Origin of the sequence: Salimicrobium flavidum, from assembly GCF_900156645.1 — a bacterium.
Lineage (GTDB): Bacteria > Bacillota > Bacilli > Bacillales > Halobacillaceae > Salimicrobium > Salimicrobium flavidum.
Genome location: NZ_FTOC01000006.1, coordinates 30,013 through 55,755, shown reverse-complemented (window position 1 = coordinate 55,755; position 25,743 = coordinate 30,013). Strand labels below are relative to the sequence as shown.

Genomic DNA, 25,743 nt, shown 5'->3' with positions numbered 1-25,743 from the left:
CTGCATTGCGGGCATCGATTTTTGAGTTGAATAGTAATCATTACGGATAAGGAGGCGCCAACATGAAAAAACCAGCAATCATTCTTTCTATATTATTGATCATCCTGCTAACAGCTTGTAGTAGCGAAGACTCTGAAGAAAGCGGGGAGGAGGAAGCTAATGGGGAGCAGACAATCTATACGACTGTTTATCCTCTTCAGTTCATGACGGAAGAAATAGCAGGTGATTCGTTACTAGTGGAATCGATATTACCTGCTGGAGCGGATGCCCACACCTATGAACCGACGACCAGAGAGATGGTGGAAATGGCCGAGGGCGAAGCTTTCATATATACGAAAGATGAATTCGAGGCTTATGCTGAGCCCATTGCAGAAACACTTAAGGAAGAGGGCGTGCCTACAATCCCTGTAGCACAAGGTCTAGAAGGTGGCTCTTTTGAAGAAGGCCATTCAGAAGGAGGAGAGGAACACGCGGAGCATGATCATTCTGTCAGTGGAGAGGATCCCCATGTCTGGCTCGATCCCATGCTTATGGTGTCCATGGCCGAAACTATCAAAGAGGAGTTAAGTGCCATGTACCCGGAAGAGGAAGGAAAGTTTGAAGAGAACACGGAAGCTTTGAAGCAAAGTCTCCAGGAACTCGATAGCCGGATGTCTGAAACGATAAAAGGGGCGGATACGAAAGAAGCTATAGTTTCCCACGCTGCTTATGGATACTGGGAAAAAGCTTATGGTCTGAAACAGATTCCTGTATCCGGTCTATCTTCAACGAATGAACCGTCCCAGAAGGAACTTGAACATGTTATTGAAACAGCTGAAGAGCACGGCCTTTCTTACGTCCTGTTTGAAAGGAATGTTTCCGAGAAATCTGCCGAGGTCGTCCAGAAGGAAATAGGAGCAGAAGCTCTATATGTGCATAACCTTGCGACTCGTTCAGAAGAAGAGATAAACCAGGGAGAGGACTATTTTGATCTCATGGAACAGAACAGGAAGGTCCTTGAAGAAGCCCTTAATAAATAGGCTACCCTGAAAATAATTATTTAGGCGGACGCTTTCCGCGGGCAATGCTTCAGCCTCCTCGTTTCCCTGCGGGGTCTTCAGCTACCCGAGTCCCCGTCGGAGTCGCCGCCTTTCTCTATATCCACCCTATCAAATTCGAATCATAACAGAGCCTGAAAATTTCATGTCTCATGGTGCAAATATCTTTGCAGGAACGTCTCTGTTAAAGCCTGTTGTCGATTTTAGGAACGGAGGGTGGGGACGCCTGCGGGAGGAGCATGAACGGAAAATCACCGAAATCGAACGTAGAGAGATTTCGGAAGTTTACGTCATGCCCGCGGCAAGCTTCCACCCGTAGAGATGGAAATCAACAAGGAACGATAACAGAGCCAATAAAAAAGGGAAGACTCGGCTCAAGCCGGGTCTTCTGCTATATTCACGTCCTTTTTAAAAAGGAAAATTAAGAAAATTACTGTGAGTAAGCCTACGATCAACAGAAAAAGAGAAACGCCAGGGAAGACGTCAAGCACGACCCCTGACAGAAACGGCCCCATGATACTTCCGATACTGAAGGCCATTCCGCACAATATATTTCCTGCAGGCAACAGTTCCTGAGGCAACAGATCAGTCATGTAAGAGATTCCAAGGGAAAACAATGAACCCACACAAAGACCGGCAAAGGCGAAGCATATGAACAGGATGACAGCGGAAGATTCGTACAGAGAAGCGATGAGGAATGCTGCAGCTCCTCCGATGAGTACTGAACGTATGACCCTTGGGCGTCCGATTTTATCACTCAATCGGCCCAGAGGAATTTGAGAAAATAGACTGGCTGCCGCGAAAGCGGGAATGATGAAGGAGACCGTCTGCACTTCGTGGCCGATACGTAGCCCATATACCGGAAAGATACCGTGCAGAGCGGCTTCCAGAAATCCGTAACAAAGCGGTCCTAGAAAGGCGATCCATCCCAATCTGCCAGCTTTGATGAACCGATTGAGGGAACTGGTACCATGAGCAGAAGCATAACCTTCTTCAGGAAATTCATTTCTCACTTTCAGCATGAACATCCAGATACATAGGCTAAGAAAGGATGACAGAAGGAAGGGGAGAAATACACTGAAGGAAAGCAGATTGGTCATGAGTGGACCCAATGTGAAACCCAAACTGAAAAATAAACCGTAATAAGCGATGCTCAAGCCACGATTATTCTTATGGGCTGTCGTCGTAATCCATGTCTGAGTCCCGAAATGCAGAATCTGATCCCCGATACCGATGGTGACCCGTAAAATGAACCAGAACCAGAGAGATTGCCAGAATGGAAAGAGGAATAAAGAAGTAATGACCAGCAGTCCCCCGAATAGAATAATCGGCTTGAAACCGAAGGAGCGAAGAGGTTTTTCGATGAAGGGGGAAGCCAGCAGAATACCTATGTATAGACCTGTGGCGTGCATACCATTCAATGAGGAGGACACACCGTTCTGTTCAAGGATGACTGCTAGTAACGGGAGGAGCATCCCTTGAGAGAAGCCTGAAATTGTGACAAGCCCGATCAATATCCAAAAGCGTTGTTTTACTGTAACCATTTCTCATTTTCCCTCCTGTAACATTCCTTTTAAAGAATAATCGAAGAAAAGGAAAGTTTGCAAGAAACCCGATTTCAAGTTAGAAATAGAGGCGAATCGGTTATACTAATAAATAAGACCCAGTTTTAACGCGAAGGAGTGATGAGAATGGAATTTTATCTTAAGGATGAAGGGATCCGTACTTCATTTGAATTCGGTCAACTTAATATTGCGAGCGATGAACACAGCGGTTTTCGCCCCTTTCAATTGATGGTGGCGTCCATCGCCGGCTGCAGTCTGAGTGTGTATCGGAAGATTCTTGATAAACAGAGATTGAAATACGAAGATATTAAATTGACAGCGGATGTGAAACGAAACAGTGATGAGGCGAATCGTATCGAAAAAATCACTCTTCATTACGTAGTGAAAGGCTATCGCCTCAACCAGGATAAGCTGGCAAAGAACCTGGAAGTGGCCAGAAAAAACTGTTCCATGGTTCAGTCCGTCCAAGATAGTATAGAGATTCAGGAAACGATCGAATGTATCGAATTGAGCTGAAGCCCTCCTGATGGGGGGCTTCAGTATGTATGTAAAGCAACACTTCGACAGAAAAGCGAGATTGTACTATCATAGACGAAGATTAAACAGGAAAAGGGGGTATATCATGACCCAACAGGAGAGACTTGACGACTTGAAATTGAAATTGGCTCAATTCGCCGATCGCGTAGATCAGCTTGATCCCGCTGAAACAGATGTGAAAGAAATCGATCAGCTAATCCAAATGCTCGATGACCTTGAAGAAAAAATGAATTGAGTATTTTCAACCTTTTCAGACATTCATTGAAAGGGTTGATTTTTTTATGGGAATTCTTTATCATGGTAAATCGTTAATGAGTTGAAAGGGGTGGAAGAAATGGCCTCAGCTGTCATTGTATCCGTACTTGTTCTGACTGTACTGAGTCTTCTCAGAGTCAATGTTATTGTAGCTATTATAGCCGCCGGTCTTACTGCCGGAGTGATGAACGGAGAATCCCTTACAGGGGCACTGGATCTGTTTATCGCAGGGATGGGGGATCAGGCGCAAGTTGCGTTAAGTTATATCCTGCTCGGGGCATTTGCAGCCGCGATCAGCTTTTCCGGGATTACCACACTTCTCGTTCAGACCTTGCTTAGGGTGTTGAAAGATAAAAAAATATGGCTCGTGTTCATCATAGCGGCCGTAGCGAGTCTTTCGCAAAACGTGGTACCTGTCCATATCGCATTTATACCTATTCTGATACCACCACTTTTGCATATGTTCGATCAGATGAAGCTGGACCGAAGAGCGGTTGCTGCGGCCCTAACATTCGGATTGAAAGCTCCTTATGTGACGATTCCGCTCGGATTCGGGCTGATTTTTCATCAGACCATCCAGGATGCTATGGCATCCAATGGGGTAGAGGCATCTATCGGGACCATCGCCCAGTCTCTATTGATTCCCGGACTCGGTATGGTTGTCGGGCTACTCATCGCTGTTCTTATTACTTACAAAAAGCCGAAAGAACCGCGTGCTTCTGATGGCACAGGGCTTTCTTCCATCCCTGTGGGAGAGAAAATGGCTTTCCGGAAGCAGCATGGATTTACGATAATCGCCATTTTAGTGACGTTGATCATTCAGGCGATCTGGGGGAATCTCATCTTCGCGGCCCTGGCCGGGTTGATCATCATGTTCATCTTCCGCGTTGTACCTTTCCTTCACGGGGACAGGACGATGGGAGAAGGAATAAGCATGATGGGTTTCATCGCTTTCGTTATGCTCACAGCTGCCGGTTTCGCGAATGTGCTGACAGAAACTGCTTCGGTCGAAGCCTTGGTGGAGGCCAGTTCTGGTATGATCGGGGATAATAAAGCCGTCATTTCCCTTGTTCTGCTTCTGGTCGGTCTCGTCGTCACAATCGGCATCGGTTCTTCCTTCGCAACCGTTCCGATCCTCGCGGCGTTGTTCGTGCCTATATGTCTCGCAGCCGGCTATTCTCCGATGGCTATTGCTACGTTGATCGGTACAGCCGGAGCCCTGGGAGATGCGGGTTCTCCAGCCTCCGACAGTACACTTGGTCCGACGTCTGGACTCAATGCGGATGGACGGCACAACCACATCTGGGATACTTGTGTGCCCACATTCTTACACTACAATATACCATTGATCATTTTCGGATGGGCGGCAAGCCTACTGTTCTGATCGATAGGATTTAAAATCAAGCCTCACTTTTTATGCAAAAGTGGGGCTTTTCATTATTACCTGTGCTCAAATACTGTTTTGTTGCGGCCTATTCGTTTAAAGTGGAGAGACACAGGAGGGATGAAACATGTGGACGGAGAAAGTTGAGTTGCCATTTCGTTATGATTTTTCATTTGTACTGAAACGATTGGAAGAGGACCCGTTGATCCATCTGCATATGGAGGAAGAGTGGGTGGACGTACCACTCGTGATGGAGGACGAAAGCCGGGAAGTGGCCCGGGTGGAGTCTATTGGGACGATTGAAACTCCAGCATTCCTTATTACAGGGGAAACAGAGAAAGAAACGGTTCTCAGCAAGATCCATGACATATTTATATGGAATTTTAATATGGACAGAATTGAGGAACATTTTAAAGGTTCTTCGCTGGAGAATCTTCAAAACGAATTCCCGGCGACTCCTGTAGTGAAAAGCTTCCATCTTTATGATGCGCTCATGCGTGTCATTATCCACCAGCAGTTGAATATGGCTTTCGCTTACCGGTTGAGTACCCGGTTCGTGGAGAATTTCGGTGAACAGTGGAAGGGAGTATGGTTTTATCCTTCTCCTAAAACGGTCGCTTCATTATCTTATGAAGATTTGACTGCTCTTCAATTCAGCCGGAGAAAAGCGGAATATGTGATTGATACTTCCCGGAAGATAGCGAATGGAGAGTTGGATTTGTATGAATTCACTTCTTTATCTGAAGAGGAAACGATCGACCGTTTGACTGAAATCAGAGGAATAGGAAAGTGGACAGCTCAGAACTGGCAGGTGACAGGCCTTGGACGAGCTGATCTTTTTCCGGAAGCGGATGTAGGAATACAAAATGCGTGGAAGCATTATTTCGGTTTGGAAGCAAAGCCCGCTCGTTCCGAAATGATCGAGGAAAGTCGGGAATGGGCCCCATACCGGAGCTACGCTACGCTTTTACTATGGAGAAGCCTTATGCAAGAATGAATACCATTCGGCTATTCTGAACCTGTTGAATTTTCAGAAGGTTTCCACTGTATCCGTTTACTTTCGGGAGTTGATTTGAAGCTGTTTACAAAGGTATGAAACCCCGTTATAATCCGTCTTTGTGATGTAAAAATAAAACGGATGAAACGAGGGGGTTATTCCATGTGGAAACAAATCAAAAGCTTTTTGTTGATAAATTTAGGTGTTTTGTTTGTGGCTGCCAACGTGACTTACTTCTTGTCGCCGAATGACTTGGCTACCGGTGGTGTAAGTGGTCTGTCCATTGTCATGAATACTGTCTTCCCTGGATTATCTCTCGGACTGATCATGATTATATTCAATATTCTCCTATTTATCGTCGGCTTCATCTTTCTGGGTTTTCAATTCGGAGCAAAAACGATTTATGCAAGTTTCGCTTTATCTTTCATGGTATGGGGACTTGAGACATATTTCCCTATCCAGGAAGCGATGAGTGAGGATATTCTGATTCAACTGATTATCGGGCAGATCATTGCCGCTTCAGGTATGGCTGTCGTCTTCCATCAAGGAGCGTCCACAGGCGGAACCGATATCATAGCCATGATTCTCAATAAATACTTCTCTGTGGAGGTAGGCAAAGGTGTATTGATCTCTGATATCGCTATTGCGACCTCCTCTGTATTTGTATTCGGTCCTGCCGTAGGTATGTATGCTTTCTTCGGTGTAATTTTGAACGGGCTTGTCATCGATTATGCTCTTGAACAGTTCGAAGATAATAAAGAAGTTGTCATCATCAGTGAAGAAAGTGATGAAGTGCGCAGTTACATCGTGGAGAAGCTCGGTCGTGGAGCCACTATCCATCATGCCAAAGGGGCTTTTAACAGAGAAGATAAAGAAGTGATCACCACGGTGTTAAGCAGGAAGGAATATACGAGATTGAAAAAGTATATAACGGCTATCGACGAACATGCTTTTATCACTGTCCATAAAATGAATGAAATTCTTGGAGAGAACTTTAAACGATTAACCTCCTGAGAAAAAGCCCCGAGCTCTGATGCCCGGGGTTTTGTAATTATTGTGGAAATTTTTTAAGAGGAAATATATTGAACCCTCTTCAATCATATTTCAAAAAATCTGAATTTTAGTTATAATGGAGATGACTCAAGAAACAGTTGGAGGGATTCGATGGATAAGAACGAGCTTATAGCACCGGAACAGTACAATATCATTTCCGAAATGGAGAAGTACGCAAAAGGCGAAGAGCGAAAAGCGCTGATTTGGCTGGATAGCGAAGGACGTAAAAAAGAAGCTACATATCAGCAATTGATGAAACGAGTGAATAAAATTGGAAACGCTTTCCTTAGTGAAGGCCTGAAGCCCGGAGATAAAATGCTTGTCATGATACCTCGAACGATAGAAGCGTATGAAGTGTATCTGGCTGCATTGAAGACAGGGATAGTCGTCATCCCGAGTTCTGAAATGCTCCGCGCCAAAGATTTGCAGTACCGTATTGAGCACGGGGAGGCCAAAGCGATAGCATGTTACCATCCTCTCACGGGTCAGTTTGATGATGTGAATGGAGTCATCAATCTGCACTTGTTCTCCGTCGGGGGTGATTCAAAAGATTGGCTGTCGCTCGAACAAAAAGCGGACGAAGCTTCTGAGGAGCTCGAAGCGGCCCCGACGCACCGGGATGACACGGCCTTTCTTCCTTATACCTCTGGAACGACCGGGAATCCGAAAGGGGTTGTTCACACGCACGGATGGGGATATGCTCACTTAAAGACAGCTGCCTATAAATGGCTTGCGATAGAAGACAAAGATGTTGTGTGGGCGACGGCCGGACCAGGCTGGCAGAAGTGGATCTGGACACCATTCCTCTCTGTTCTCGGTACAGGGGCATGTGGTCTTATTTATCAGGGGAAATTCGATCCGAAAACGTATCTGCAAATCATGGATGATTACGAAGTGAATGTCCTTTGCTGTACGCCGACGGAATATCGGTTAATGGCAAAGGTGAACAACCTGCATGAATATTCTCTTGAACATCTTCACAGTGCAGTCTCTGCAGGGGAGCCTCTGAACAGGGAAGTGATCGACACGTTCCAGAATCATTTCGATATTACAGTGCGTGATGGTTATGGACAGACGGAAAATACACTTCTCGTCGGTATTATGAAAGACATGGAGGTCCGTCCGGGATCGATGGGCAGGCCGACCCCCGGCAATGATGTGGATATTATTAATGAAGAAGGAGAACCTGTCGCCCCTGACGAAGTAGGGGATATAGCTGTTCATCTCGACACTCCGGCCCTGTTCAAGGAATACTATAAAGACCCGGAGCGTACGAAAATGTCACAAAGAGGAAACTATTATATAACGGGGGATCAGGCGAAGAAGGACGAAAGCGGCTATTTCTGGTTTGAAGGCCGAAGTGACGATATTATCATCAGTTCAGGTTATACGATTGGTCCGTTTGAAGTGGAAGATGCTCTTGTCAAGCACCCTTCTGTACAGGAATGCGCTGTCGTCGCGAGTCCTGATGAGGTTCGGGGGAATGTAGTGAAAGCTTATATTGTTTTACAGGAAGAGGTTGAAGGAAGCGACGCTCTGATCAAAGAACTCCAGGATCATGTGAAAGCGCAGACCGCGCCTTACAAATACCCTAGGAAGATCGAGTTCATACCGGAGTTGCCGAAGACGACCTCCGGTAAAATACGGAGAATTGAACTGAGGAAAAAAGAGAAATAACAAAAGCAAGAGAATACGAAAAACGCGCAGAACATGGATGTGGTCCCTGTCGCTGCGCGCTTTTTTATTTTTCTATAAAACCGGTGTTGTGGACTCAGGAAAAAGGTGAGGGTTCTTTATTTATCGGGACGACGACATTGAGGTATGATGAGTGGGAAAGGGGGGCTTTGAGTATGAGCAAAACATTTCATCATATTTTTAATATAATAGTAGGGTTACTTATCATTACAGAAGGGACCGTCTTTATCTTCACAAATAATAAAGACGGGAATCTGCATTTACAAAGCATTATAATGACCGTGCTATTACTTTTGATGTGGGGGATATCTTATTATAAACAGATTCGTGGAGAAAAAAAGACAGAGTGGTTGATTGTAACCATCATAATATTGATTCCAGTCATCCTCCCGTTTCTCTTTTTTATATGATCCACATCCACAACCCGGCTGCAGCAAAAAATACCGCTCCGATGAGATAAATATAACCGAAGATGATTTCTTTTGCAGAATCTCCATTTGTTTCGGTGAATCCTGAAAATGATAAAAAGATAATGCACAAAATATAAAGAGTCAGTGTAGTAGCATGCCATTCCGTATCACCGAAAAGTAGCCATAACCCCGCCGGGTAGACGATGATCAGGGGTATATAAAGCGCATCGAGTTTCCATTTTTCAAAAAAATTCTTCACAAAGCTCCAGTCCTTTCCTGAGGAATTTCCAGTTAATTTATTCAATTATTACCCACTACCTGTAAACAGAGGCGGGAATTACCTTTGCTTTATTCTAAGGCTCTGTTACAATACTAAACCGTGTGCAGATACGAGACAATACAATCTTCAGCAAAGGATGACGAAAGGTGAATAAACGAATAATGGACTGGCCCACATTTAGTGGGGCGCTTGCTCTATTGTTACTTGTGACCATTCCGCTGGTTCTTTTTCGGGAGGCCGGAAAGCAAGTCGTCAGTGAAGCGAACACCTTCATGACGGGGAACTTCGGATTTCTTTATATGGCCATGGGTCTTGGGGTCTTCGCTTTTCTTATATTTGTGGCTTTCAGTAAGAACGGACATGTGAAACTTGGAGAAGAAGGAGAGGAAAAGGAATTCAATACGTTTTCCTGGGCTGCAATGCTATTTGCAGCCGGGATCGGCTCGAGTATTCTGTATTGGGCTGTCATCGAATGGGTCTATTACTATCAGGGCCCTCCTTTCGGGCTGACGGCTGAATCGAAGGAAGCGATACAGTGGGCTACAGCATACGGAATCTTCCACTGGGGGCCGATTGCCTGGGCCATTTACACTCTCCCGGCGCTCCCGATCGCTTATTTCTTTTACGTGAGGAAGAAACCCGTATTGAAGGTGAGTGAAGCGGTACGTCCGGTGCTCGGAAAATGGGTGGATGGACCCGTCGGGACTGTAGTGGATGTTCTGTTTATGTTCGGACTTATGGGAGGTGCCGGAACGACACTTGCTCTTGGTACTCCTATGATAGCTCAGGGTGTGAATTACTTAACCGGTATTCCTGTCACTCTTGGAATGCAGGCGGTTATTATGCTCGTTTGTACGGGGATATTCGCCATCAGTTCCTATTCAGGCTTGAAGAAGGGAATAAAAGTACTTAGTGATATCAACCTGTGGCTTGTCCTTTTCATCCTGGGTTTTATACTTATTTTTGGTCCGACACGATTCATTCTTGAAACGACATTCAACTCTGTAGGGATTCTGTTGGATAACTTCTTTAAAATGGCTACATGGATGGAGCCTTTTGGCAACCTCGGCCAATTTGAAGAGACAGGGTTCCCGGAAGGATGGACGATCTTCTATTGGGCGTGGTGGCTTGTTTACGCACCGTTTGTCGGTCTGTTCGTCGCCAGGATTTCGAGAGGTCGTACGATTCGTGAGATGATTTTCGGCACGATGGTGTATGGTACCCTCGGCTGTATTCTTTTCTTCGGAATCATGGGTAACTTTGGTCTGTACATGCAGCTTACCGGTCAATTTGATGCGATTGCATTCATGGATGCGAATGGAGCACCTGCTACGATTGTAGAAATCATAGCTCAGCTGCCGTTCTCTAATCTACTTGTGCTGGTATTTACTGTATTGGCGATCATTTTTCTTGCTACGACGTTCGATTCCTCGTCGTACATTCTTGCTTCTGTCGTGCAGAAGGAAATTGACGGGGAGCCGAAACGATGGAACCGCCTGTTCTGGGCGTTCGCTCTTTGTTTAATGCCGCTTGTCCTGCTGTTTCTCGGAGGATTGGACACTTTACAGACAGCCAGTATTGTCGGCGGGTTTCCGCTAATCTTCATCATGGTTCTGCTTGCCTGGTCGTTCATGAGAGCATCGACGGCCGATATCAAAGAAGAGGATGGGTATGAATCACCGACGATTCATATCAAAAGATGGAGAAAAGAAGGGAAACGCCGAGGCGGTTCAGACGTACTCAGAAATTCGGATAAAGATAAAAATGATTAAATGACAAACAAGCCGACCTTCTTTTTGCAAAGATAGTCGGCTTGTTTTTTCTTTAACCATTCAGTTCAACTATTCATTCTCAAAGGGAGACTTTTAAATAGGAGAGAGGGTCTTCAATAGTTACACGGCCACTATTTCGGATCATGTTTTTAAGTAACGGCAAAGTTTCTTCACTCACAAATACAAGCACACGTTCTTCGTGAACGCAGAGTCTTTCGATATTTGCAGCTATCGCGAGATTTTTTTCGAAAGATTGTTTCAACCAGGAAGTACCAACCTGATGATGACGGTCTCCGACTATATTCAATGTGGCATGAAGATTCTGGACGAGAGAGAGGTAGTCCTCCCTGTTAATCTGCGTGAGGTAATGGACGAGATTTTCTTCTTCACGGAAACGATCGGCTTTTTGTTTGATTGTGATAATATCCTTCAAAAGTTCCGGCTGGTATTCTTCCGCCCAGGTAAATACCTGTTCGAGGGAAGGAGATGACATATCAACCAGCTCATCTATCATGTGAAGGGAAGGGAGGTCGGACTGTTTTGCAGTACGAAAAGCGAATTGTTCCATCGAGTCATGGGTGAGAACAAAATCGTCTTCGATATAAGCATGAAGATTTTTGTTTATTTCTTCCTCAAGGTAATAATTTTTCTCGATAGCCAGGGCTGTCGGTTCAAAGGAAGCGAACTTCTCTGACAGTGCGGTAAGCACTTCCTCCTGTACCAGACTGGGATGGACTGAAAAATTAGGGGTAGCGACTAGAAGTACATGGGTCATGTCGATGTATCCTCCTCTAAAGATGGAATGATATAGTCCTGGAATTCATGAATCACTGCTTCCACGGGGCGTTCGCTTTTGGAAAGATTGAACATGATATGATTTACGCCAATGCTTTGGTATTCCTTCAAAATCTCGGTGATAGCCTTTCGACCTCCACGGTAACCTGCGGGGATTTTGGAAAGGGGCTCGTCTTTATCAGCCGATAACTGAATCGGCAGTGGCATGATGAACGGCCGGAATGTTTCAGGACCCGCTTTATTTCTGTAGGAACGTATCATGTCCACCTGTTTGTCCGGTGGTTGCGGGTAAAACATCCACCCGTCTCCATGTTCTGCGATCCAGTCAAACGTCTGCTGGCAATAGCCTGTCATGAGAACAGGGATGCGGGAAGAGGGTTTCGGTACAAGATTGGATTTGTCGATTTTCCCCATAGGAGATTCAATCGCAGGGAACTCTTCACTGATAACTTGCGTAAAATAATCGTAAGCCTCACGGAATAAGCGTCCGCGCTCCATGATCGGGACGTTCAATCCTTCAAAATCTTTCCGACGGTCACCTGAAGATATACCGAGCATCAGTCTTTCCGGAAAAAGCCTTTCGATACTTGCCACTTCTTTGGCCAGGCGCAAAGGGTGACGGAGAGGGGTGACGATAGCCGCAGTGCCCAAGTTGATTTTTGAGGTGTGTGCGCCGATGTAGGTGAGGTAAATCAGACTATCAAAAATCTGTCCCGTCGCAGGATCTTCGAACGTCGGATCCTCTAACAAGACGTCCTGAAACCATAAACAGGTAAATCCCGCTTCTTCTGCAAGTCGGGCTCTTTCAATTTGATGTTCTAAAGTAGGAACGTTGTTACCATGCGCTTCTATAGGAAGGTTGAGACCGAGCGTAAGTCTACCTTTTTGGAACATGGAGGTGAATCCTTTATGTTTATTCAATCCAAATCTCTCCTTTGACGAAGTTCAAAAGTGAAAAGGTGATTCTCTTCCTGAAACTCTTAACCTCCATTATAAGGAAAGTGGGAAAGAGTGCCCACTAATTCAATTCACAGCCGCTCCAGGTCATTTTCATCGAAGAAAGGAGAGGTTTCAGAAGAAGCGGAGCAGGTGATCCTCTCTTCTGTAAAAGGGTGAGGGAACGACAAAGAAGCGGCGTGCAGGGCCTGACGTCCGAGATGGTCCCCGCTCCCTCCATATAAGGAATCGCCGAGCAACGGATGGCCGATAGCATGCAAATGGACTCGTATCTGATGGGTGCGTCCTGTTTCGAGATGGAGACGAAGCAAGGTATGATCCGCCTCTCTGTTCAATACATAGTAGTTGGTGACAGAAGAAGGACCCTCTCCATCAATTTTCCGTTTGATCGGGTGAGTGGGGTCCTTTATAATGGGGTATTCTATGCGCCCCTGCTCATGCTCGATGCGTCCGTGTACTTTCGCTATATATGTCCGGGTGATTTGCCTCTTCTTCATCATTTCTCCAAGTGTCGCTATAGCCAGTTCATGTTTTCCAAAAAGTACAGCGCCGGATGTATGACGGTCGAGACGGTGGATGTATTTCGGTAAAACAGGGAGGTGTCGCTCCCTGCAATAATGGGCCACCGCATTCCAAAGCGTATGCTGGTCGTCTTCTGCTCCATTCGGATGGGTGAATATCCCGGCGGGCTTGTTTACGACCAACAGATGGTCATCCTCAAAAAGGACGTCGAGTTCCATATTGAAGGTCGGTAATTGAAAATCCGACTTCTGAAAAAGTTTGAGTCTCAATACGTCTCCTGCATGGACCTTTGTCGTCTTCCAGTGCGGGTGTTCGTCGTTAAGCAAAACCTTCCCGTTTGAGCGGAAATCATGGCGAAGTTTCCGTGGGAATTGCCATTTCTGTTTCATTACTTTTTCGACTGTTAGCCCTTCCCACTTTTCGGGTATAGTTATGTATAGCCACTCCCCGCCTCGCTTCATTTACATGTCCTCCTCAGTTTTTATGAATCCATTGTAGCTAGTTTGTTGTATTATGTCTAATTTATGTTACAATTGATAGGTTGAAATTGAAACGAGTAGAAAGAGGTGTTTTCACCATGCAATTAAGAGAAGATATTCGAAATATAGCTATTATTGCACACGTCGACCACGGAAAAACGACGTTAGTAGACCAGTTGTTGCGTTATTCTGGAACATTTCGCGCCAATGAAAACGTAGACGAAAGAGCTATGGACTCCAATGATTTGGAGAAAGAACGTGGAATTACGATTCTATCAAAAAATACAGCTGTCCAGTACGGGGATTCAAGAATCAACATCTTGGATACACCTGGTCACGCCGATTTCGGTGGTGAAGTGGAACGTATTCTGAAAATGGTAGATGGTGTATTGCTTGTAGTTGACGCTTATGAAGGATGTATGCCACAGACTCGCTTTGTTCTGAAAAAAGCTCTGGAACAAAAGCTGACACCTGTCGTCGTTCTGAATAAAATCGATCGTCCGAATGCCCGTCCACAGGAAGTGGTAGATGAAGTTCTGGATCTTTTCATCGAACTCGGAGCGGACGATGAGCAGCTTGAATTCCCGGTTGTATCTGCTTCTGCCTTGAACGGTACTTCAGGAGAAGGCCAGGATGATCAGGAAGAAACGATGGAGCCTATCTTCAATCTGATCATGAACAACATTCCGGCACCGAAAGATACGCGTGAAGAGCCACTGCAATTCCAGGTGACTCTCCTTGACTATAATGATTATCTTGGACGTATCGGTGTAGGTAGGGTGTTCCAGGGATCATTGAAGGTCGGAGATAATGTGTCTCTGATGAAAAAGGATGGCTCGATCAAAAACTTCCGAGTCTCTAAACTATTCGGTTTCATCGGTTTGAAACGTGTGGAAATCGAAGAAGCGAAAGCCGGGGATATCATCGCTCTCGCTGGACTTGAAGATATCAACGTCGGAGAGACGGTTACTTCTAAGGAAAATCAGGTAGCGATGGAAATCCCTCGTATCGATGAACCGACGCTTCAGATGACTTTTCTCGTAAACAACAGTCCGTTTGCAGGAAAAGAAGGGAAGTATGTAACTTCCCGTCAGATTGAAGAACGTCTTCGCACGCAATTAGAGACAGATGTAAGTCTTCGGGTAGACCCTACGGAATCTCCTGATGCTTTCACTGTATCTGGACGTGGAGAACTCCACCTTTCCATTCTGGTTGAAAACATGCGTCGTGAAGGATTCGAGCTTCAGCTTTCGAAACCGAAAGTCATCATCAAAGAAATCGATGGTGTGAAGTGTGAGCCTATGGAAAGTGTTCAGGTCGATACGCCTGAAGAATACCAGGGCGCTGTTATGGAATCGCTGGGTGCACGTAAAGGTGAGATGAAGGATATGATGAACGATGGGAACGGTCAAGTTCGTCTTGAATTCCTCGTACCTTCCCGTGGCCTGATCGGGTATTCCACTGAATTCATGTCCCAGACTCGCGGTTATGGTATTTTGAACCATACGTTCGACGGTTATGCGCCTCTTCAAAAAGGTAACGTCGGAGGACGTCGAAACGGAGTGCTTGTCGCTCAGGAAAAAGGGAAAGCTACCACTTACGGTATCATGAACCTTGAAGACAGAGGGACAATCTTCGTAAACCCTGGTACAGATGTTTATGAAGGAATGATAGTCGGAGAGCACGTTCGTGAAAACGACCTGACTGTAAACGTGGCGAGAGAGAAGCACTTGACCAACGTTCGTTCCGCTACGAAAGATACGACGAACACGATCAAGAAAACACGTGATCTCACGCTCGAAGAAGCTATCGAATACCTGGATGACGATGAGTATTGTGAAGTTACTCCAGTATCCGTTCGTTTGCGTAAGAAGGTCCTCAATAAAGGGGAGCGCGACCGCGCTGCCAAGAAGAACAAGCTGCAAAACGCAGAAGAATAGTAAGTATCAAAAAAGCCGGAGACACTTTAGTCTCCGGCTTTTTTTAAGTTATTGGCTCTGTTATCGTTCATCGTTGATTTTCGTTCTACGGGTGGAAGCTTGCCGCACGCATGACGTAAACTTCCGGAATCGAACGTAGAGAGATTCCGTTCATGCTTCTCACGCAAGCGTCCCCGCCCTTCGTTCCTAAAATCAACAACAGGCTTTAACAGAGTCTAGTTATTAGGGGATTGTTATTTCTTTTTCCTGATGCTGGTGTATCTCTTCTGATGGTTTTTCAAAGTGAACCTGGACGGTATAAGTTCCTTCCGAAGGGAAAGAGTGAGCAGCTTCATACACCCCCGGCTCCGATTCTTCTGCATCGATATATTGGTGTTTCTCTGTTTGGGAACTGGAGATCTCGAAGGTGATTTCTCCGTTTTCAAAAGCTGAACCATCTTTCGTTATAGTAGCTGATAAAGAGGTCTTCTCTTCTTGTTGCGATTTTTCCAGTGTGACATCGAAAGGAGAAGTCGCATGTGAATGCTCTTCTTCCTGTGCTTCACCTTCTACTGTAATTTCTTTTTGTGGCATCGTATGCAGTCCACGCGCCTGTGTATGAGCGATCACCTGATAAGAGCCGCTCTGAGGGAAGTTGTATTGGATAGTGTACTCACCTTCACCGGCCTGCACGGCCTGTATCTTTTCGGAGGTTTCCTGTCCTTTTTCTGTAGACCAAATTTCAAATTCCACGTACTCCGCATCGCTGACAGGTTCGTCGTTCTGGGTAACTTCAGCAGTTATATCTACATTTTCCTGCGTAGGTAAGGGTTGGTCCGTGGTGATAATTTCAACATTTACAGGCGAAGCTGCCATTTCTTCTTTCTCTCCGTTTCCTTCCTCTTTATTGGAAGAAGAACTACCTTCTGGAGAATCAGACCCGCATGCTGCTAGAATAACTATTAATAATAAGGAAAAGATCGTTTTTTTCATAAAAAAATACTCCTTTTATACATTTGCTTATTCAAGGATATCATTCTTTTTGTCCTTCGTCTGTGAACATTAAGTAAAAATAGTGGCAAGGGGGGATATATAGAATAAATGAGTGTGGCTTATCCGTAATGATGTTTCAATCGCCGGAAAGTCAAAAGACTGACCCAAGGGAGAAGGGTCAGTCAACGTTATCGGATTCCCATTTGTACGTATAGAACTGTTCGCGTGTAACCCACTTCAGGGCTTCAGGATCACCGCTCCTGACCCCGTCTTCCAGGTCCTGAAGAAGCTGGGAGGTCTGGGAGTCGTGAGCTTTCAATGCTTCGAGTTTCTGTTCTTGAACATCCGATATGTCGTGGACGATATCAGGTTGGCCAAGATTCTCTTCTGTATCGTTGGCAAAAGCGAGACCGTAAAGCTTAGGCTGGTCTTCTTTTTTCATGTCCCTCACAGCACGGACGACAGCTCGCGCCGTTGCTTCGTGGTCAGGGTGTACAGCGTATCCAGGGTAAAAGCTGATTACAAGAGAAGGGGACACTTCAATCAGGAGATTTTTAACGACTTCCTGTAATGTATCATCGTCCTCGAATTCGAGCGTTTTATCCCGGTACCCCATCATACGGAGATCGATAAGTCCCATTTTTTCGGCCGCTTTTTGAAGTTCTTCCTTTCGAATTTCCGGAAGAGATTCTCTCGTAGCGAACGGAGGATTTCCAAGGTTCCGCCCCATTTCACCGAGTGTCAGACATGCATATGTGACAGGCACTCCCTGATTGATATAAGAGGACATAGTGCCACTCACTCCAAAAGCTTCGTCGTCCGGGTGGGGGAAAATGACCAGTACGTGATTTTCGTTTTCAAGCATAATGATGAACCTCCTTCGACTGTACTTATTATGGAAGATTCCAGCACAAAGATAAATTGATTTGCTTACATTTAGGCTCTGTTATCGTTTGTTGTTGATATTCGTCTCTTCAGGTGGAAGCTTGCCGCGGGCATGACGGAAACTTCCCGTTTCTCCCTCTGGTCGATACGGGCGATTTTCCTTCCATGCTCGTTCCGCAGGCGTCCCCACCTTCCGTTCCTATCATCAACAATAGGCTTTAACAGAGCTTACTTTTTAAAAAAGCCCTGTCTTTCAAAAGACAGGACTCATTCATAGGATTCAGTTTGTTCGTCGTTTACTGACGGTGCTTCATCGATGTTTGTGTAACCGATCATTCCAAAAGCTAAGATAATCATCATGAAAATGGCAAGTAAGACTTTCTTCATTTTTGTTCCCCCAACAAAAAATTGATCATCTACTATAATACTAGAGTTAGGAAACCATTTTCAATCCTATAATACCGGAAATTATGAAGCTTATGAAAAGGAGTCTTTTCTGCGTCACGGGTTCCTTGAAGAACAGCATGCCGAGTAAAACAGTGCCTGCAGATCCTATTCCTGTCCAGATTCCGTACGCCGTTCCAATAGATAAGTCACGTAACGAAAGGGAAAGGAAATAAAAACTTGCCCCTCCTGCGAGTACAGCAAACAAAGAAGGAGTGATTTTTTTGAAACCGTTCGACATTTTCAGGAAAAACATAGCTGAAACTTCACCGAAGCCAGCGATCAGCAAAAATACCCATGCCATCACGTCGCCTCCCCTCTGTAAGGTTCTGAAGATAATTTCAATCCGATCACTCCTGTTATAAGAAGAAGCACGAAAAATATTTTTTTGATATCAAAGCTGTCACCAAGAAGAATCATCCCTGCAACTGCGGTTCCGGCTGCTCCTATACCTGTGAAAATAGCGTAGCCGGTGCTTATATCTACGACGGTAAGAGCCTTGGTGAAAAACCCAAAGCTGATGATAATACCGATAATGGTCAGAGTGGAAAAGAAGGGATCGGTGAAACCATCGGAATACTTCAGGCCGATAGCCCATAAAATTTCAAACATTGCTCCTGTAATCATCCAAACCAATTTATTATTCCTCCTTTTCCTTCATGACTATTCCTGCCCAGAATACCTCCCATGAAGCTTTTTTTCGTTTTGACAGGACGTTTTTCCCGTAAAAATGTTCTTCAAGAAAAAGCCCATCCATCGTTGTATAAAATGCGGATAGTAGAGTGGAAATGTTCCATTTACATAACTGGTTTGTTGCCATCCCTTCTTCGAGCACGGGGGTGATGATTGCTGTGATTTCTTCTTCGATTCTTAAAAACACCTGTTTGATTTCTTCCGAGAACTCATCCGGAGGGAAGAATGTCACCCGTTTAAATAACTGGCCTTCCGTGGAATCCGTCATCAGCTCGGTATAGGTATCAAAAATCTGTTTCAGTTTTTTTTCCGTGGTCGCCTTGTCGGAATAGGTGATTTCTTTACGTATAGCATCTACTTCCCTTGTCTTCACTTCTTCGAGTACTGTAAGGAAAATATCTTCTTTACTTTCGAAATGATTATAAAGGGAAGGTTTCTTTATCCCTACGCCCGTGGCAATGTCTTTAAGGCTCGTATTTTGAAAACCTGTATTTGCGAAAAGTTCAATACTCACTTGAATTATTTTATCTCTAGTCATGGTTGGCCTCCATTTCACTAACTAACGGTTGTTAGTATAGTGTAGCACTGGCGAAAATGGAGGTCAAGTCGTTTAGGATGGGACGAAGGGGGGTAACGGTAATTAAAAGAAAGGGGTAGCTTATGAACCGTTACAAACTCGATCGATTTCAACAAGAATTTGCGGTGCTCGTACAGGAAATGGAAGAGACGGATGAATTATTGGTTTTGCGTGATCGACTGGAAGGGTTCGTTAATCCAGGCGACGTTTTGTACATCGATTTTGATGAAGTAGGTAATATCAAAAGTGTCGAGGTGGACCGGGATGAAGAAATGCTTACCTGAGTCTGAAAAGTAAGTGGAATAATATATGAATATGTATCATTAGTTTGAGGAGAGCGGCAAAGCCGTTCTTTTTTCTTCTTTACCTTTTCAGGAGGTGAGATCCGGAGTCCTTGACTTTTAGTTCTGAATTTTATAAACTATTCGAAAGTTATATTTTGAGGTCGAGAATGAGAGTAGATGAGCCGAGAATTCAGGTGAGCCGAGAGAACGTGGATAACGACGGACGTAAGGAGCTGTCTAAAGGCCACGTCAAGCCTCCCTTATACACCACTCTCTTACATTCCTCATTATCTCATTCTCCATCCCACAACTATGGAGAGGTGAGCCACTTGACTACTTACGAAAATTTTCTGCAAGATTCTGAACACTATTCTACTATTCCAGTAACGGATACATTCACAACAGATACTATCACTCCTATACACATGTTCGCCGCGCTCGAAGACGAAGCTGTCTATATGCTTGAGAGCGGTGATCGTCAGTCGGAGTGGTCCAATTATTCATTTATAGGCCTCGATCCTATCTATTCGATTTATCAGGACAACAGTGGATTTGTCGTCGAAACAATAGAATCAGGCGGGACCAAAACCTATAGTTCTCTCGAAAAAGCGTATGAAGGACTGCTTGCCGATCTTCAGGTAAAAATACCTGATGTTCCGCTTCCTTTTAAAGGGGGCTTCGTCGGTTACGTCGCTTATGACGCGATTTCCGACTTTGAACCGGTCCCTCCTGTAGCTAACGAAGAGAGCAATTACCGTTTCGTTTTTTGCCGAACAATTATAGCACATGACCATCGGACAGAAGATACTACCATCCTTTCGTTCGCACGTGGAGAGAATCCACAGGTGTCCTACAACGAGTCGAAACGCAGAATCTCCGATGTGAAGCAGGCGATCATCAAAGGAAGTGCTTTTCCGGATTTTCTGATCGATGGTTCGATTCAGCCGGGCCATGTAGAACTTGAAAGTAATTATAGCAAAGAGAAATACCTGAACGATGTCCGCGCCATTCAGGAATATATTAAAGCGGGGGACATCTTTCAAGCAGTATTATCACAGCGCTTTGAAGCGAAAACGACGAGAACAGGGTTTGAACTTTATCGAGTCCTTCGAAAAGTGAATCCTTCCCCTTATATGTTTTACCTGAATTTCAGGAATATCGAAGTTATAGGGAGTTCGCCGGAGAGGCTTCTTCGTGTGGAGAAAGGGCAACTGGAGATGCACCCGATTGCAGGAACGCGAAAAAGGGGTGAAACGAAAGAAGAGGACGACGCCCTCGCAGACGAACTTCTTGCGGATGAAAAAGAGCAGGCCGAACATCGCATGCTCGTCGACCTTGCCCGTAATGACGTAGGAAGAGTAGCCGGATATGGAACAGTGAAAGTTCATGATTATATGACAATCGGGCGTTTCGCAAAAGTGATGCATATCATCAGTAAGGTGACAGGAGAAATAAAGGAAGACGTTTCCTCCATTGATGCGTTGATGGCCGCCTTTCCTGCAGGAACGCTCTCAGGAGCTCCGAAAGTAAGAGCAATGCAAATTTTACGAGAGTTAGAGCCGACTTCCCGTCATATTTATGGAGGAGGAATCGTATATTTAGGGCTTGATGGGGATCTTGATTCCTGTATTGCGATTCGTACGATGACGAAAGTGAAAGACCAGGTGTATATCCAGGCAGGCGCCGGTGTAGTCGCCGACTCGGATCCTGAAGGTGAATTCGAAGAGACGGTAAATAAAGCCAGTGCTTTGAAATATGCGCTGGCCGTAGCCGAGCAGGCTTTTGAGACGAGAAGAGAAGGAGTGGAGACAGAATGAACGAATATGTAACGAAAGCTGTAGAAGGTAATGTTTTTTCCGAGCAGGAAGCATATGAACTTATGAATGTGGTGATGAACGGAGAGATGAGCACAGCTCAACTTGCGAGTCTTCTCAGTATTATGCGTTACAGAGGAGAAACGGCGGGGGAGATCACCGGCTTTGCCAAAGCGATGCGTGAACATATGAAGGAATTTCCGCTCCCGGAGACTGAACTTGTGGATACATGCGGTACAGGAGGGGACGGAGCTTCTACGTATAATATCTCGACTGCTGTTTCGATTATGCTTGCAGGAATGGGAGCGAAAGTGGCGAAGCATGGGAATCGGAAAGTATCTTCCACCAGCGGAAGTGCGGACGTCGTAGAAACGCTCGGCCTTCAGATCGAATCCACACCTGAAGAAGGAGCAAAAGCGGTTCAGGAGCAGGGACTCACCTTTTTATATGCCCCTGTCTATCATCCGGCCATGAAACATGCCGCTACGGCAAGGAAAGAACTTGGCTTCCGTACAGTGTTCAATCTTCTCGGTCCGATGTGTAACCCCGCTAATGCGAAAAGGCAGTTGATGGGAGTGTATGACACGAACTATGCTGAAAAAATGGCAGAAGCCCTGAAACAGCTGGGGTCGGAGCATGTGCTTTTTGTAACCGGCCAGGATGGTCTCGATGAAATCACGATCACCGGCAAGACAGATATCGTTGAACTGAAAGATGGCGAGATCCGAAGGTTCACGGTTCACCCTCAGGAATTCGGATACCATACCTTCCCTGTCGAAGAAGTGCAAATAGAATCTTCAGAGGAAAGCGCCGCACTTATTCGTAATGTCCTGAAGGGCTCAGCTCCTGAAGCGGCTCAGGCTATTGCTGTAATGAATGCGGGAGCGGGTCTTTATGTAGCCGGGGGTGCTGAAAGTATCGCCGATGGGGTAGATCAGGTGAAGCAGGCTATTGAAAACGGCAAGACCGATGACTACTATCACAAACTTGCGAAGGAGAAGGGAACCTATGCTAAGTAGAATATTGGAAGTGAAGAAAGAAGAGATAAGTCGCCTCACACTTCCGGAGGAGAGGGGAAGGGAAACGGTCCCTTTCGCTGAATCTTTGCGTAAGGGTGTACCTTCCGGATTGATTGCGGAAGTGAAGAAGGCTTCTCCTTCAAAAGGACTCATCCGTGAAGATTTCGACCCGGTCGCTATTGCGAAAGCGTATGAAGCGGGTGGGGCAAGAGCTATCTCGGTTTTGACCGACCGTTCGTTCTTTCAGGGAGCACATGAATACCTTACGGCGGTTAAGCAACAGGTCTCCCTTCCGGTGCTGAGAAAAGACTTCATCATCGACTCCCTGCAGGTTCAGGAAAGCAAGCGGATCGGGGCGGATGCTATCCTTCTCATCGGGGAAGCGATGGAAGCGGAGCAACTTAAAGTGCTTTATGATGAGGCATACAGCCTGGGCATGGAAGTGCTGGTTGAAGTTCATGCACTTGAGACCCTGAAGAGGATCCTTGATATATTTACTCCGCAAGTGATCGGAGTGAACAATCGTGACTTGAACACGTTCGAAACGAGCCTGGAGCAGACTTCTGTAATTGCTTCACATGTCCCGGAAGAAGCACTTCTTGTTTCGGAGAGCGGTATTTATAAGAACGAAGATCTGTTAGAAGTGAAAAGAGCAGGGGCTGAAGCCGTACTGGTCGGAGAGTCTCTGATGAGAGAAACGGATGTGGAAGCTGCGGTACGTCGACTTTTGAAGGGGGAAACATCATGATAGAACCATTGATCAAACTATGTGGGAATCAGAGTGAAACCGATATTGAAAAAGGAGCGTTTTCCCAAGCGACGCATCTCGGCTTCATATTTGTAAAGTCAGCAGGAAGATATGTCCTTCCTGAAAAAGTCGGGAAGTGGATTAAACGGATTCGTCCTGAACAAAAATTGGTAGGGGTATTTGTTAATCCTACAGTGGATGAGATCGATGAAGTGCTGCGTTTCGTACCGCTTGATGTCATTCAACTGCACGGGAATGAAACGGTCTCGGAGCTGTTGAAAATCAAAGAAACGTTCCCGATGCCGGTGTGGAAAGCGATCCATCATCAGCAGGACGGGCTGTCGATGATGCGCCTTTTCAGTGGTGTAGCTGAAGGGTTCATTATTGATTCGAAAGTGAAAGGTGCTCACGGCGGCACAGGTGTAACTTTCGATTGGCAGGCGATTCCACAATATAAAGAAGAAGCGAATAAACAGAATGTCTCCTGTCTCATGGCCGGTGGAGTATCCCCGGAAAATATCAGGGAATTGATGGCGCATCAGCCGGAAGGTGTAGATATTTCCAGTGGCATAGAGACAGACGGTCGGAAAGATTTTCATAAAATACAGCTGATAACGAAAGAGGTGACGGGCCATGCTTACAAGTATGCCAAATCATAAAGGAAGGTATGGTGATTTCGGGGGGAAATACGTCCCGGAGACATTGATGGCCCCTTTGGAAGAACTGGAAGCTGCTCTGGATGAAGCGATGCAGGATGAGGAATTCCTGAAGCAGTATGAACATGATTTGAAAGAATACGCCGGGAGACCAACACCTATGACGTTCGCGGATAAACTGACCGCTGAACTTGGGGGAGCGCAGATTTATCTGAAACGGGAAGACCTTCTCCACACCGGAGCTCATAAATTGAACAATGCCATCGGTCAGGCACTTCTGGCTAAACGTATGGGCAAAGATAAAATCATCGCTGAAACCGGAGCAGGCCAGCACGGAGTAGCCTCCGCCACGGTCGCTGCAAAACTCGGCCTTTCTTGCAAAGTATTCATGGGGGAAGAGGATATACGACGCCAGGAATTGAACGTGTTCCGCATGAAACTCCTCGGAGCTGAAGTCATCTCCGTATCCAGCGGGAACGGAACTTTGAAAGATGCGACGAACGAAGCGATCCGCTATTGGGTAGCCAACTGTGAGGATCACTTCTATTTGATCGGGTCTGTCGTCGGTCCGCACCCTTATCCGAGAATGGTCCGCAATTTCCAGCGTATTATCGGGGATGAGACGAAGGAACAGATGACCCGCAACATCGATCGTATTTATGCATGTGTAGGTGGTGGCAGCAATGCCATCGGTATGTTTTATCCATTTCTGGAGGATGAAGTGGAACTTATCGGTATCGAGGCAGCCGGAAAAGGGGTCGATACCCCGGATCACGCTGCTACGTTGACGAAAGGTACACCGGGAGTTATCCATGGCTCGCTGACCTATCTGATGCAGGATGAGAACGGTCAGATCATCGAACCTTATTCGATATCAGCAGGACTCGATTATCCTGGAATCGGTCCGGAGCATGCGAACCTATTCAAGACGAAGCGTGTCCGCTACGAGTCGATCACCGACGATGAAGCGTTAGAAGCAGTGAAACGACTGTCCCGTGCTGAAGGTATCATACCAGCTATCGAATCTGCACATGCGATCGCCCAGGCGATTAAAGAAGCGAAAGAAATGTCCAGTGATCAGACGATCGTAATTAATGTTTCCGGGCGCGGGGATAAAGATATGGCTACCCTCATGGAGCATTTTACAGAGGAGGGATTGAAATGATGAAGCAGCAGACACTTTTCCAGGGGAAGCTGACAAGGGAAAAGGACCTGTTCATCCCTTTTATCGTAGCTGGAGATCCTGATGCAGATAAGACCGTGCAATACGCTCTTCGTCTTCAGGAAGCGGGCGCGGATATTCTTGAACTGGGGGTCCCTTATTCGGATCCCTTAGCAGACGGCCCCGTCATTCAGAAAGCGGCAAAACGTGCTCTTGATGCCGGAATGTCACTCCGAAAATCGGTGCGGATGGTACCGGAGCTTAGAAAAGCAGGAGTGACGATTCCGATCGTTATATTCACTTATTATAACCCGGTATTGCAGTACGGACATGAAGCATTCATTGCAGATCTTGTAGAAAACGGGGTGGAAGGACTGCTCATTCCGGACCTTCCACTGGAGGAAAGTGAAGAATTGAATGTGCGTACGAAAGAAAAAGATATAGAACTCATTTCACTCGTAGCTCCTACCTCTGATGAGCGGATCAAAAGAATCGCAGAACAGGCACGTGGCTTTCTTTATTGTGTATCAAGTCTCGGTGTGACCGGGGAAAGGAAGGAAATGGCTCCGGAAACGTTGTCCTTCATAGAGAAAGTGAAAGAGCATAGCAGTGTACCTGTCGCCGTCGGTTTTGGAATATCCTCCAACGACCAGGTCCGTTTGATGAGAGAGCATGCAGATGGTTTCATTATCGGAAGTAAAATTGTGAAATTGATCGAAGCGAGTTTAGAATTGGAGAAAAATGAAAATGAACAGGCAGGTTTGACTTTTTTTTCAGATGAATTGAGGAAACTTGTCCAGGAATGATCACC

Annotated in this window: 27 protein-coding genes; 17 read left to right on the top strand and 10 right to left on the bottom strand. The window is 45.8% G+C overall.

What is annotated here, in order from left to right:
• Positions 1-62: 62 nt before the first annotated feature.
• Positions 63-1,019 carry a metal ABC transporter solute-binding protein, Zn/Mn family gene (locus BW944_RS09540; RefSeq protein WP_076559106.1) on the top strand — a complete coding sequence of 319 codons (957 nt, stop codon included), beginning with the start codon at positions 63-65 and terminating at the stop codon, positions 1,017-1,019.
• Positions 1,020-1,411: 392 nt separating this feature from the next.
• On the opposite strand, the gene BW944_RS09535 is transcribed toward BW944_RS09540, so the two are convergent.
• Positions 1,412-2,581 carry an MFS transporter gene (locus tag BW944_RS09535; RefSeq protein WP_076559104.1) on the bottom strand — a complete coding sequence of 390 codons (1,170 nt, stop codon included), beginning with the start codon at positions 2,579-2,581 and terminating at the stop codon, positions 1,412-1,414.
• Between the two features lie 147 nt (positions 2,582-2,728).
• Here BW944_RS09535 and BW944_RS09530 point away from each other — a divergent pair, with 147 nt between their 5' ends.
• The 7 genes from BW944_RS09530 (at position 2,729) to BW944_RS09505 (ending at position 8,933) form a co-directional block, all read left to right on the top strand.
• Positions 2,729-3,118, top strand: a complete 390-nt coding sequence (locus BW944_RS09530) for an OsmC family protein (RefSeq protein ID WP_076559102.1) — start codon at positions 2,729-2,731, stop codon at positions 3,116-3,118.
• 106 nt (positions 3,119-3,224) lie between these two features.
• Positions 3,225-3,374, top strand: a complete 150-nt coding sequence (locus tag BW944_RS15150) for an SE1561 family protein (RefSeq protein WP_200806511.1) — start codon at positions 3,225-3,227, stop codon at positions 3,372-3,374.
• 99 nt (positions 3,375-3,473) lie between these two features.
• Positions 3,474-4,778 (top strand): Na+/H+ antiporter family protein, encoded by a 1,305-nt coding sequence (locus tag BW944_RS09525; protein WP_076559100.1) that lies wholly within the window; start codon positions 3,474-3,476, stop codon positions 4,776-4,778.
• A gap of 127 nt (positions 4,779-4,905) precedes the next feature.
• Positions 4,906-5,775: a DNA-3-methyladenine glycosylase family protein gene (locus tag BW944_RS09520; RefSeq protein WP_076559098.1), complete on the top strand. Its 870-nt coding sequence runs from the start codon at positions 4,906-4,908 to the stop codon at positions 5,773-5,775.
• 162 nt (positions 5,776-5,937) lie between these two features.
• The gene (locus BW944_RS09515; RefSeq protein WP_076559096.1) at positions 5,938-6,789 is read left to right on the top strand and encodes a YitT family protein; all 852 of its coding nucleotides are present in this window, start codon (positions 5,938-5,940) and stop codon (positions 6,787-6,789) included.
• Positions 6,790-6,939: 150 nt separating this feature from the next.
• On the top strand, positions 6,940-8,505 hold the full coding sequence (mbcS, locus tag BW944_RS09510) for an acyl-CoA synthetase MbcS (RefSeq protein ID WP_076559093.1): 1,566 nt from the start codon (positions 6,940-6,942) through the stop codon (positions 8,503-8,505).
• Positions 8,506-8,678: 173 nt separating this feature from the next.
• On the top strand, positions 8,679-8,933 hold the full coding sequence (locus BW944_RS09505; protein WP_076559090.1) for a hypothetical protein: 255 nt from the start codon (positions 8,679-8,681) through the stop codon (positions 8,931-8,933).
• On the opposite strand, the gene BW944_RS09500 is transcribed toward BW944_RS09505, so the two are convergent.
• Entirely contained in the window at positions 8,926-9,192 is a 267-nt protein-coding gene (locus BW944_RS09500) for a hypothetical protein (protein WP_076559310.1), read from the bottom strand. The genes BW944_RS09505 and BW944_RS09500 overlap by 8 nt on opposite strands.
• Positions 9,193-9,359: 167 nt before the next feature.
• On the opposite strand from BW944_RS09500, the gene BW944_RS09495 reads away from it, so the two are divergent.
• Complete coding sequence (locus tag BW944_RS09495; RefSeq protein WP_076559087.1) at positions 9,360-10,985, top strand: BCCT family transporter; 1,626 nt, start codon at positions 9,360-9,362, stop codon at positions 10,983-10,985.
• A 79-nt stretch (positions 10,986-11,064) separates the two neighbouring features.
• Here BW944_RS09495 and BW944_RS09490 read toward each other — a convergent pair whose 3' ends face one another.
• The 3 genes from BW944_RS09490 to BW944_RS09480 all read right to left on the bottom strand — a co-directional run bounded on the left by BW944_RS09490 (position 11,065) and on the right by BW944_RS09480 (position 13,720).
• The gene (locus BW944_RS09490; protein WP_076559084.1) at positions 11,065-11,760 is read right to left on the bottom strand and encodes a DUF5694 domain-containing protein; all 696 of its coding nucleotides are present in this window, start codon (positions 11,758-11,760) and stop codon (positions 11,065-11,067) included.
• Entirely contained in the window at positions 11,757-12,701 is a 945-nt protein-coding gene (locus BW944_RS09485) for a TIGR03571 family LLM class oxidoreductase (protein ID WP_076559082.1), read from the bottom strand. Before BW944_RS09485 ends, BW944_RS09490 begins: the two co-directional genes overlap by 4 nt.
• A 107-nt stretch (positions 12,702-12,808) precedes the next feature.
• Positions 12,809-13,720, bottom strand: a complete 912-nt coding sequence (locus BW944_RS09480; protein ID WP_076559080.1) for an RluA family pseudouridine synthase — start codon at positions 13,718-13,720, stop codon at positions 12,809-12,811.
• Positions 13,721-13,836: 116 nt separating this feature from the next.
• On the opposite strand from BW944_RS09480, the gene typA reads away from it, so the two are divergent.
• Positions 13,837-15,678 carry a translational GTPase TypA gene (gene typA / locus BW944_RS09475; protein ID WP_076559078.1) on the top strand — a complete coding sequence of 614 codons (1,842 nt, stop codon included), beginning with the start codon at positions 13,837-13,839 and terminating at the stop codon, positions 15,676-15,678.
• Positions 15,679-15,900: 222 nt separating this feature from the next.
• Here the strand turns inward: typA and BW944_RS09470 are convergent, their stop codons facing one another.
• The 5 genes from BW944_RS09470 to BW944_RS09450 form a co-directional block, all read right to left on the bottom strand.
• Positions 15,901-16,650: a FixH family protein gene (locus tag BW944_RS09470; RefSeq protein WP_076559076.1), complete on the bottom strand. Its 750-nt coding sequence runs from the start codon at positions 16,648-16,650 to the stop codon at positions 15,901-15,903.
• A 178-nt stretch (positions 16,651-16,828) separates the two neighbouring features.
• Positions 16,829-17,515 carry a bacillithiol biosynthesis deacetylase BshB2 gene (gene bshB2 / locus BW944_RS09465; protein ID WP_200806510.1) on the bottom strand — a complete coding sequence of 229 codons (687 nt, stop codon included), beginning with the start codon at positions 17,513-17,515 and terminating at the stop codon, positions 16,829-16,831.
• Positions 17,516-17,968: 453 nt separating this feature from the next.
• Positions 17,969-18,283 (bottom strand): DMT family transporter, encoded by a 315-nt coding sequence (locus BW944_RS09460; protein WP_076559072.1) that lies wholly within the window; start codon positions 18,281-18,283, stop codon positions 17,969-17,971.
• Positions 18,283-18,606 carry a DMT family transporter gene (locus tag BW944_RS09455; RefSeq protein ID WP_143525702.1) on the bottom strand — a complete coding sequence of 108 codons (324 nt, stop codon included), beginning with the start codon at positions 18,604-18,606 and terminating at the stop codon, positions 18,283-18,285. The genes BW944_RS09460 and BW944_RS09455 overlap by 1 nt, the downstream gene beginning before the upstream one ends.
• Before the next feature lie 13 nt (positions 18,607-18,619).
• Positions 18,620-19,210: a TetR/AcrR family transcriptional regulator gene (locus tag BW944_RS09450; protein ID WP_076559067.1), complete on the bottom strand. Its 591-nt coding sequence runs from the start codon at positions 19,208-19,210 to the stop codon at positions 18,620-18,622.
• Between the two features lie 122 nt (positions 19,211-19,332).
• Between BW944_RS09450 and BW944_RS09445 the strand changes: the two genes are divergently transcribed.
• The 7 genes from BW944_RS09445 to trpA all read left to right on the top strand — a co-directional run bounded on the left by BW944_RS09445 (position 19,333) and on the right by trpA (position 25,738).
• The gene (locus BW944_RS09445; protein ID WP_076559065.1) at positions 19,333-19,533 is read left to right on the top strand and encodes a DUF3006 family protein; all 201 of its coding nucleotides are present in this window, start codon (positions 19,333-19,335) and stop codon (positions 19,531-19,533) included.
• Positions 19,534-19,862: 329 nt separating this feature from the next.
• Positions 19,863-21,350, top strand: a complete 1,488-nt coding sequence (gene trpE / locus BW944_RS09440) for an anthranilate synthase component I (protein WP_076559063.1) — start codon at positions 19,863-19,865, stop codon at positions 21,348-21,350.
• Positions 21,347-22,366 (top strand): anthranilate phosphoribosyltransferase, encoded by a 1,020-nt coding sequence (gene trpD, locus BW944_RS09435; protein WP_076559061.1) that lies wholly within the window; start codon positions 21,347-21,349, stop codon positions 22,364-22,366. Before trpE ends, trpD begins: the two co-directional genes overlap by 4 nt.
• Positions 22,356-23,114, top strand: a complete 759-nt coding sequence (trpC, locus tag BW944_RS09430) for an indole-3-glycerol phosphate synthase TrpC (RefSeq protein ID WP_076559059.1) — start codon at positions 22,356-22,358, stop codon at positions 23,112-23,114. Before trpD ends, trpC begins: the two co-directional genes overlap by 11 nt.
• Complete coding sequence (locus BW944_RS09425) at positions 23,111-23,773, top strand: phosphoribosylanthranilate isomerase (protein ID WP_076559056.1); 663 nt, start codon at positions 23,111-23,113, stop codon at positions 23,771-23,773. The genes trpC and BW944_RS09425 overlap by 4 nt, the downstream gene beginning before the upstream one ends.
• Positions 23,748-24,935: a tryptophan synthase subunit beta gene (gene trpB / locus BW944_RS09420; RefSeq protein WP_076559054.1), complete on the top strand. Its 1,188-nt coding sequence runs from the start codon at positions 23,748-23,750 to the stop codon at positions 24,933-24,935. Before BW944_RS09425 ends, trpB begins: the two co-directional genes overlap by 26 nt.
• Entirely contained in the window at positions 24,932-25,738 is an 807-nt protein-coding gene (trpA, locus tag BW944_RS09415) for a tryptophan synthase subunit alpha (RefSeq protein WP_084193702.1), read from the top strand. Before trpB ends, trpA begins: the two co-directional genes overlap by 4 nt.
• The last annotated feature ends 5 nt before the right edge of the window (positions 25,739-25,743 follow it).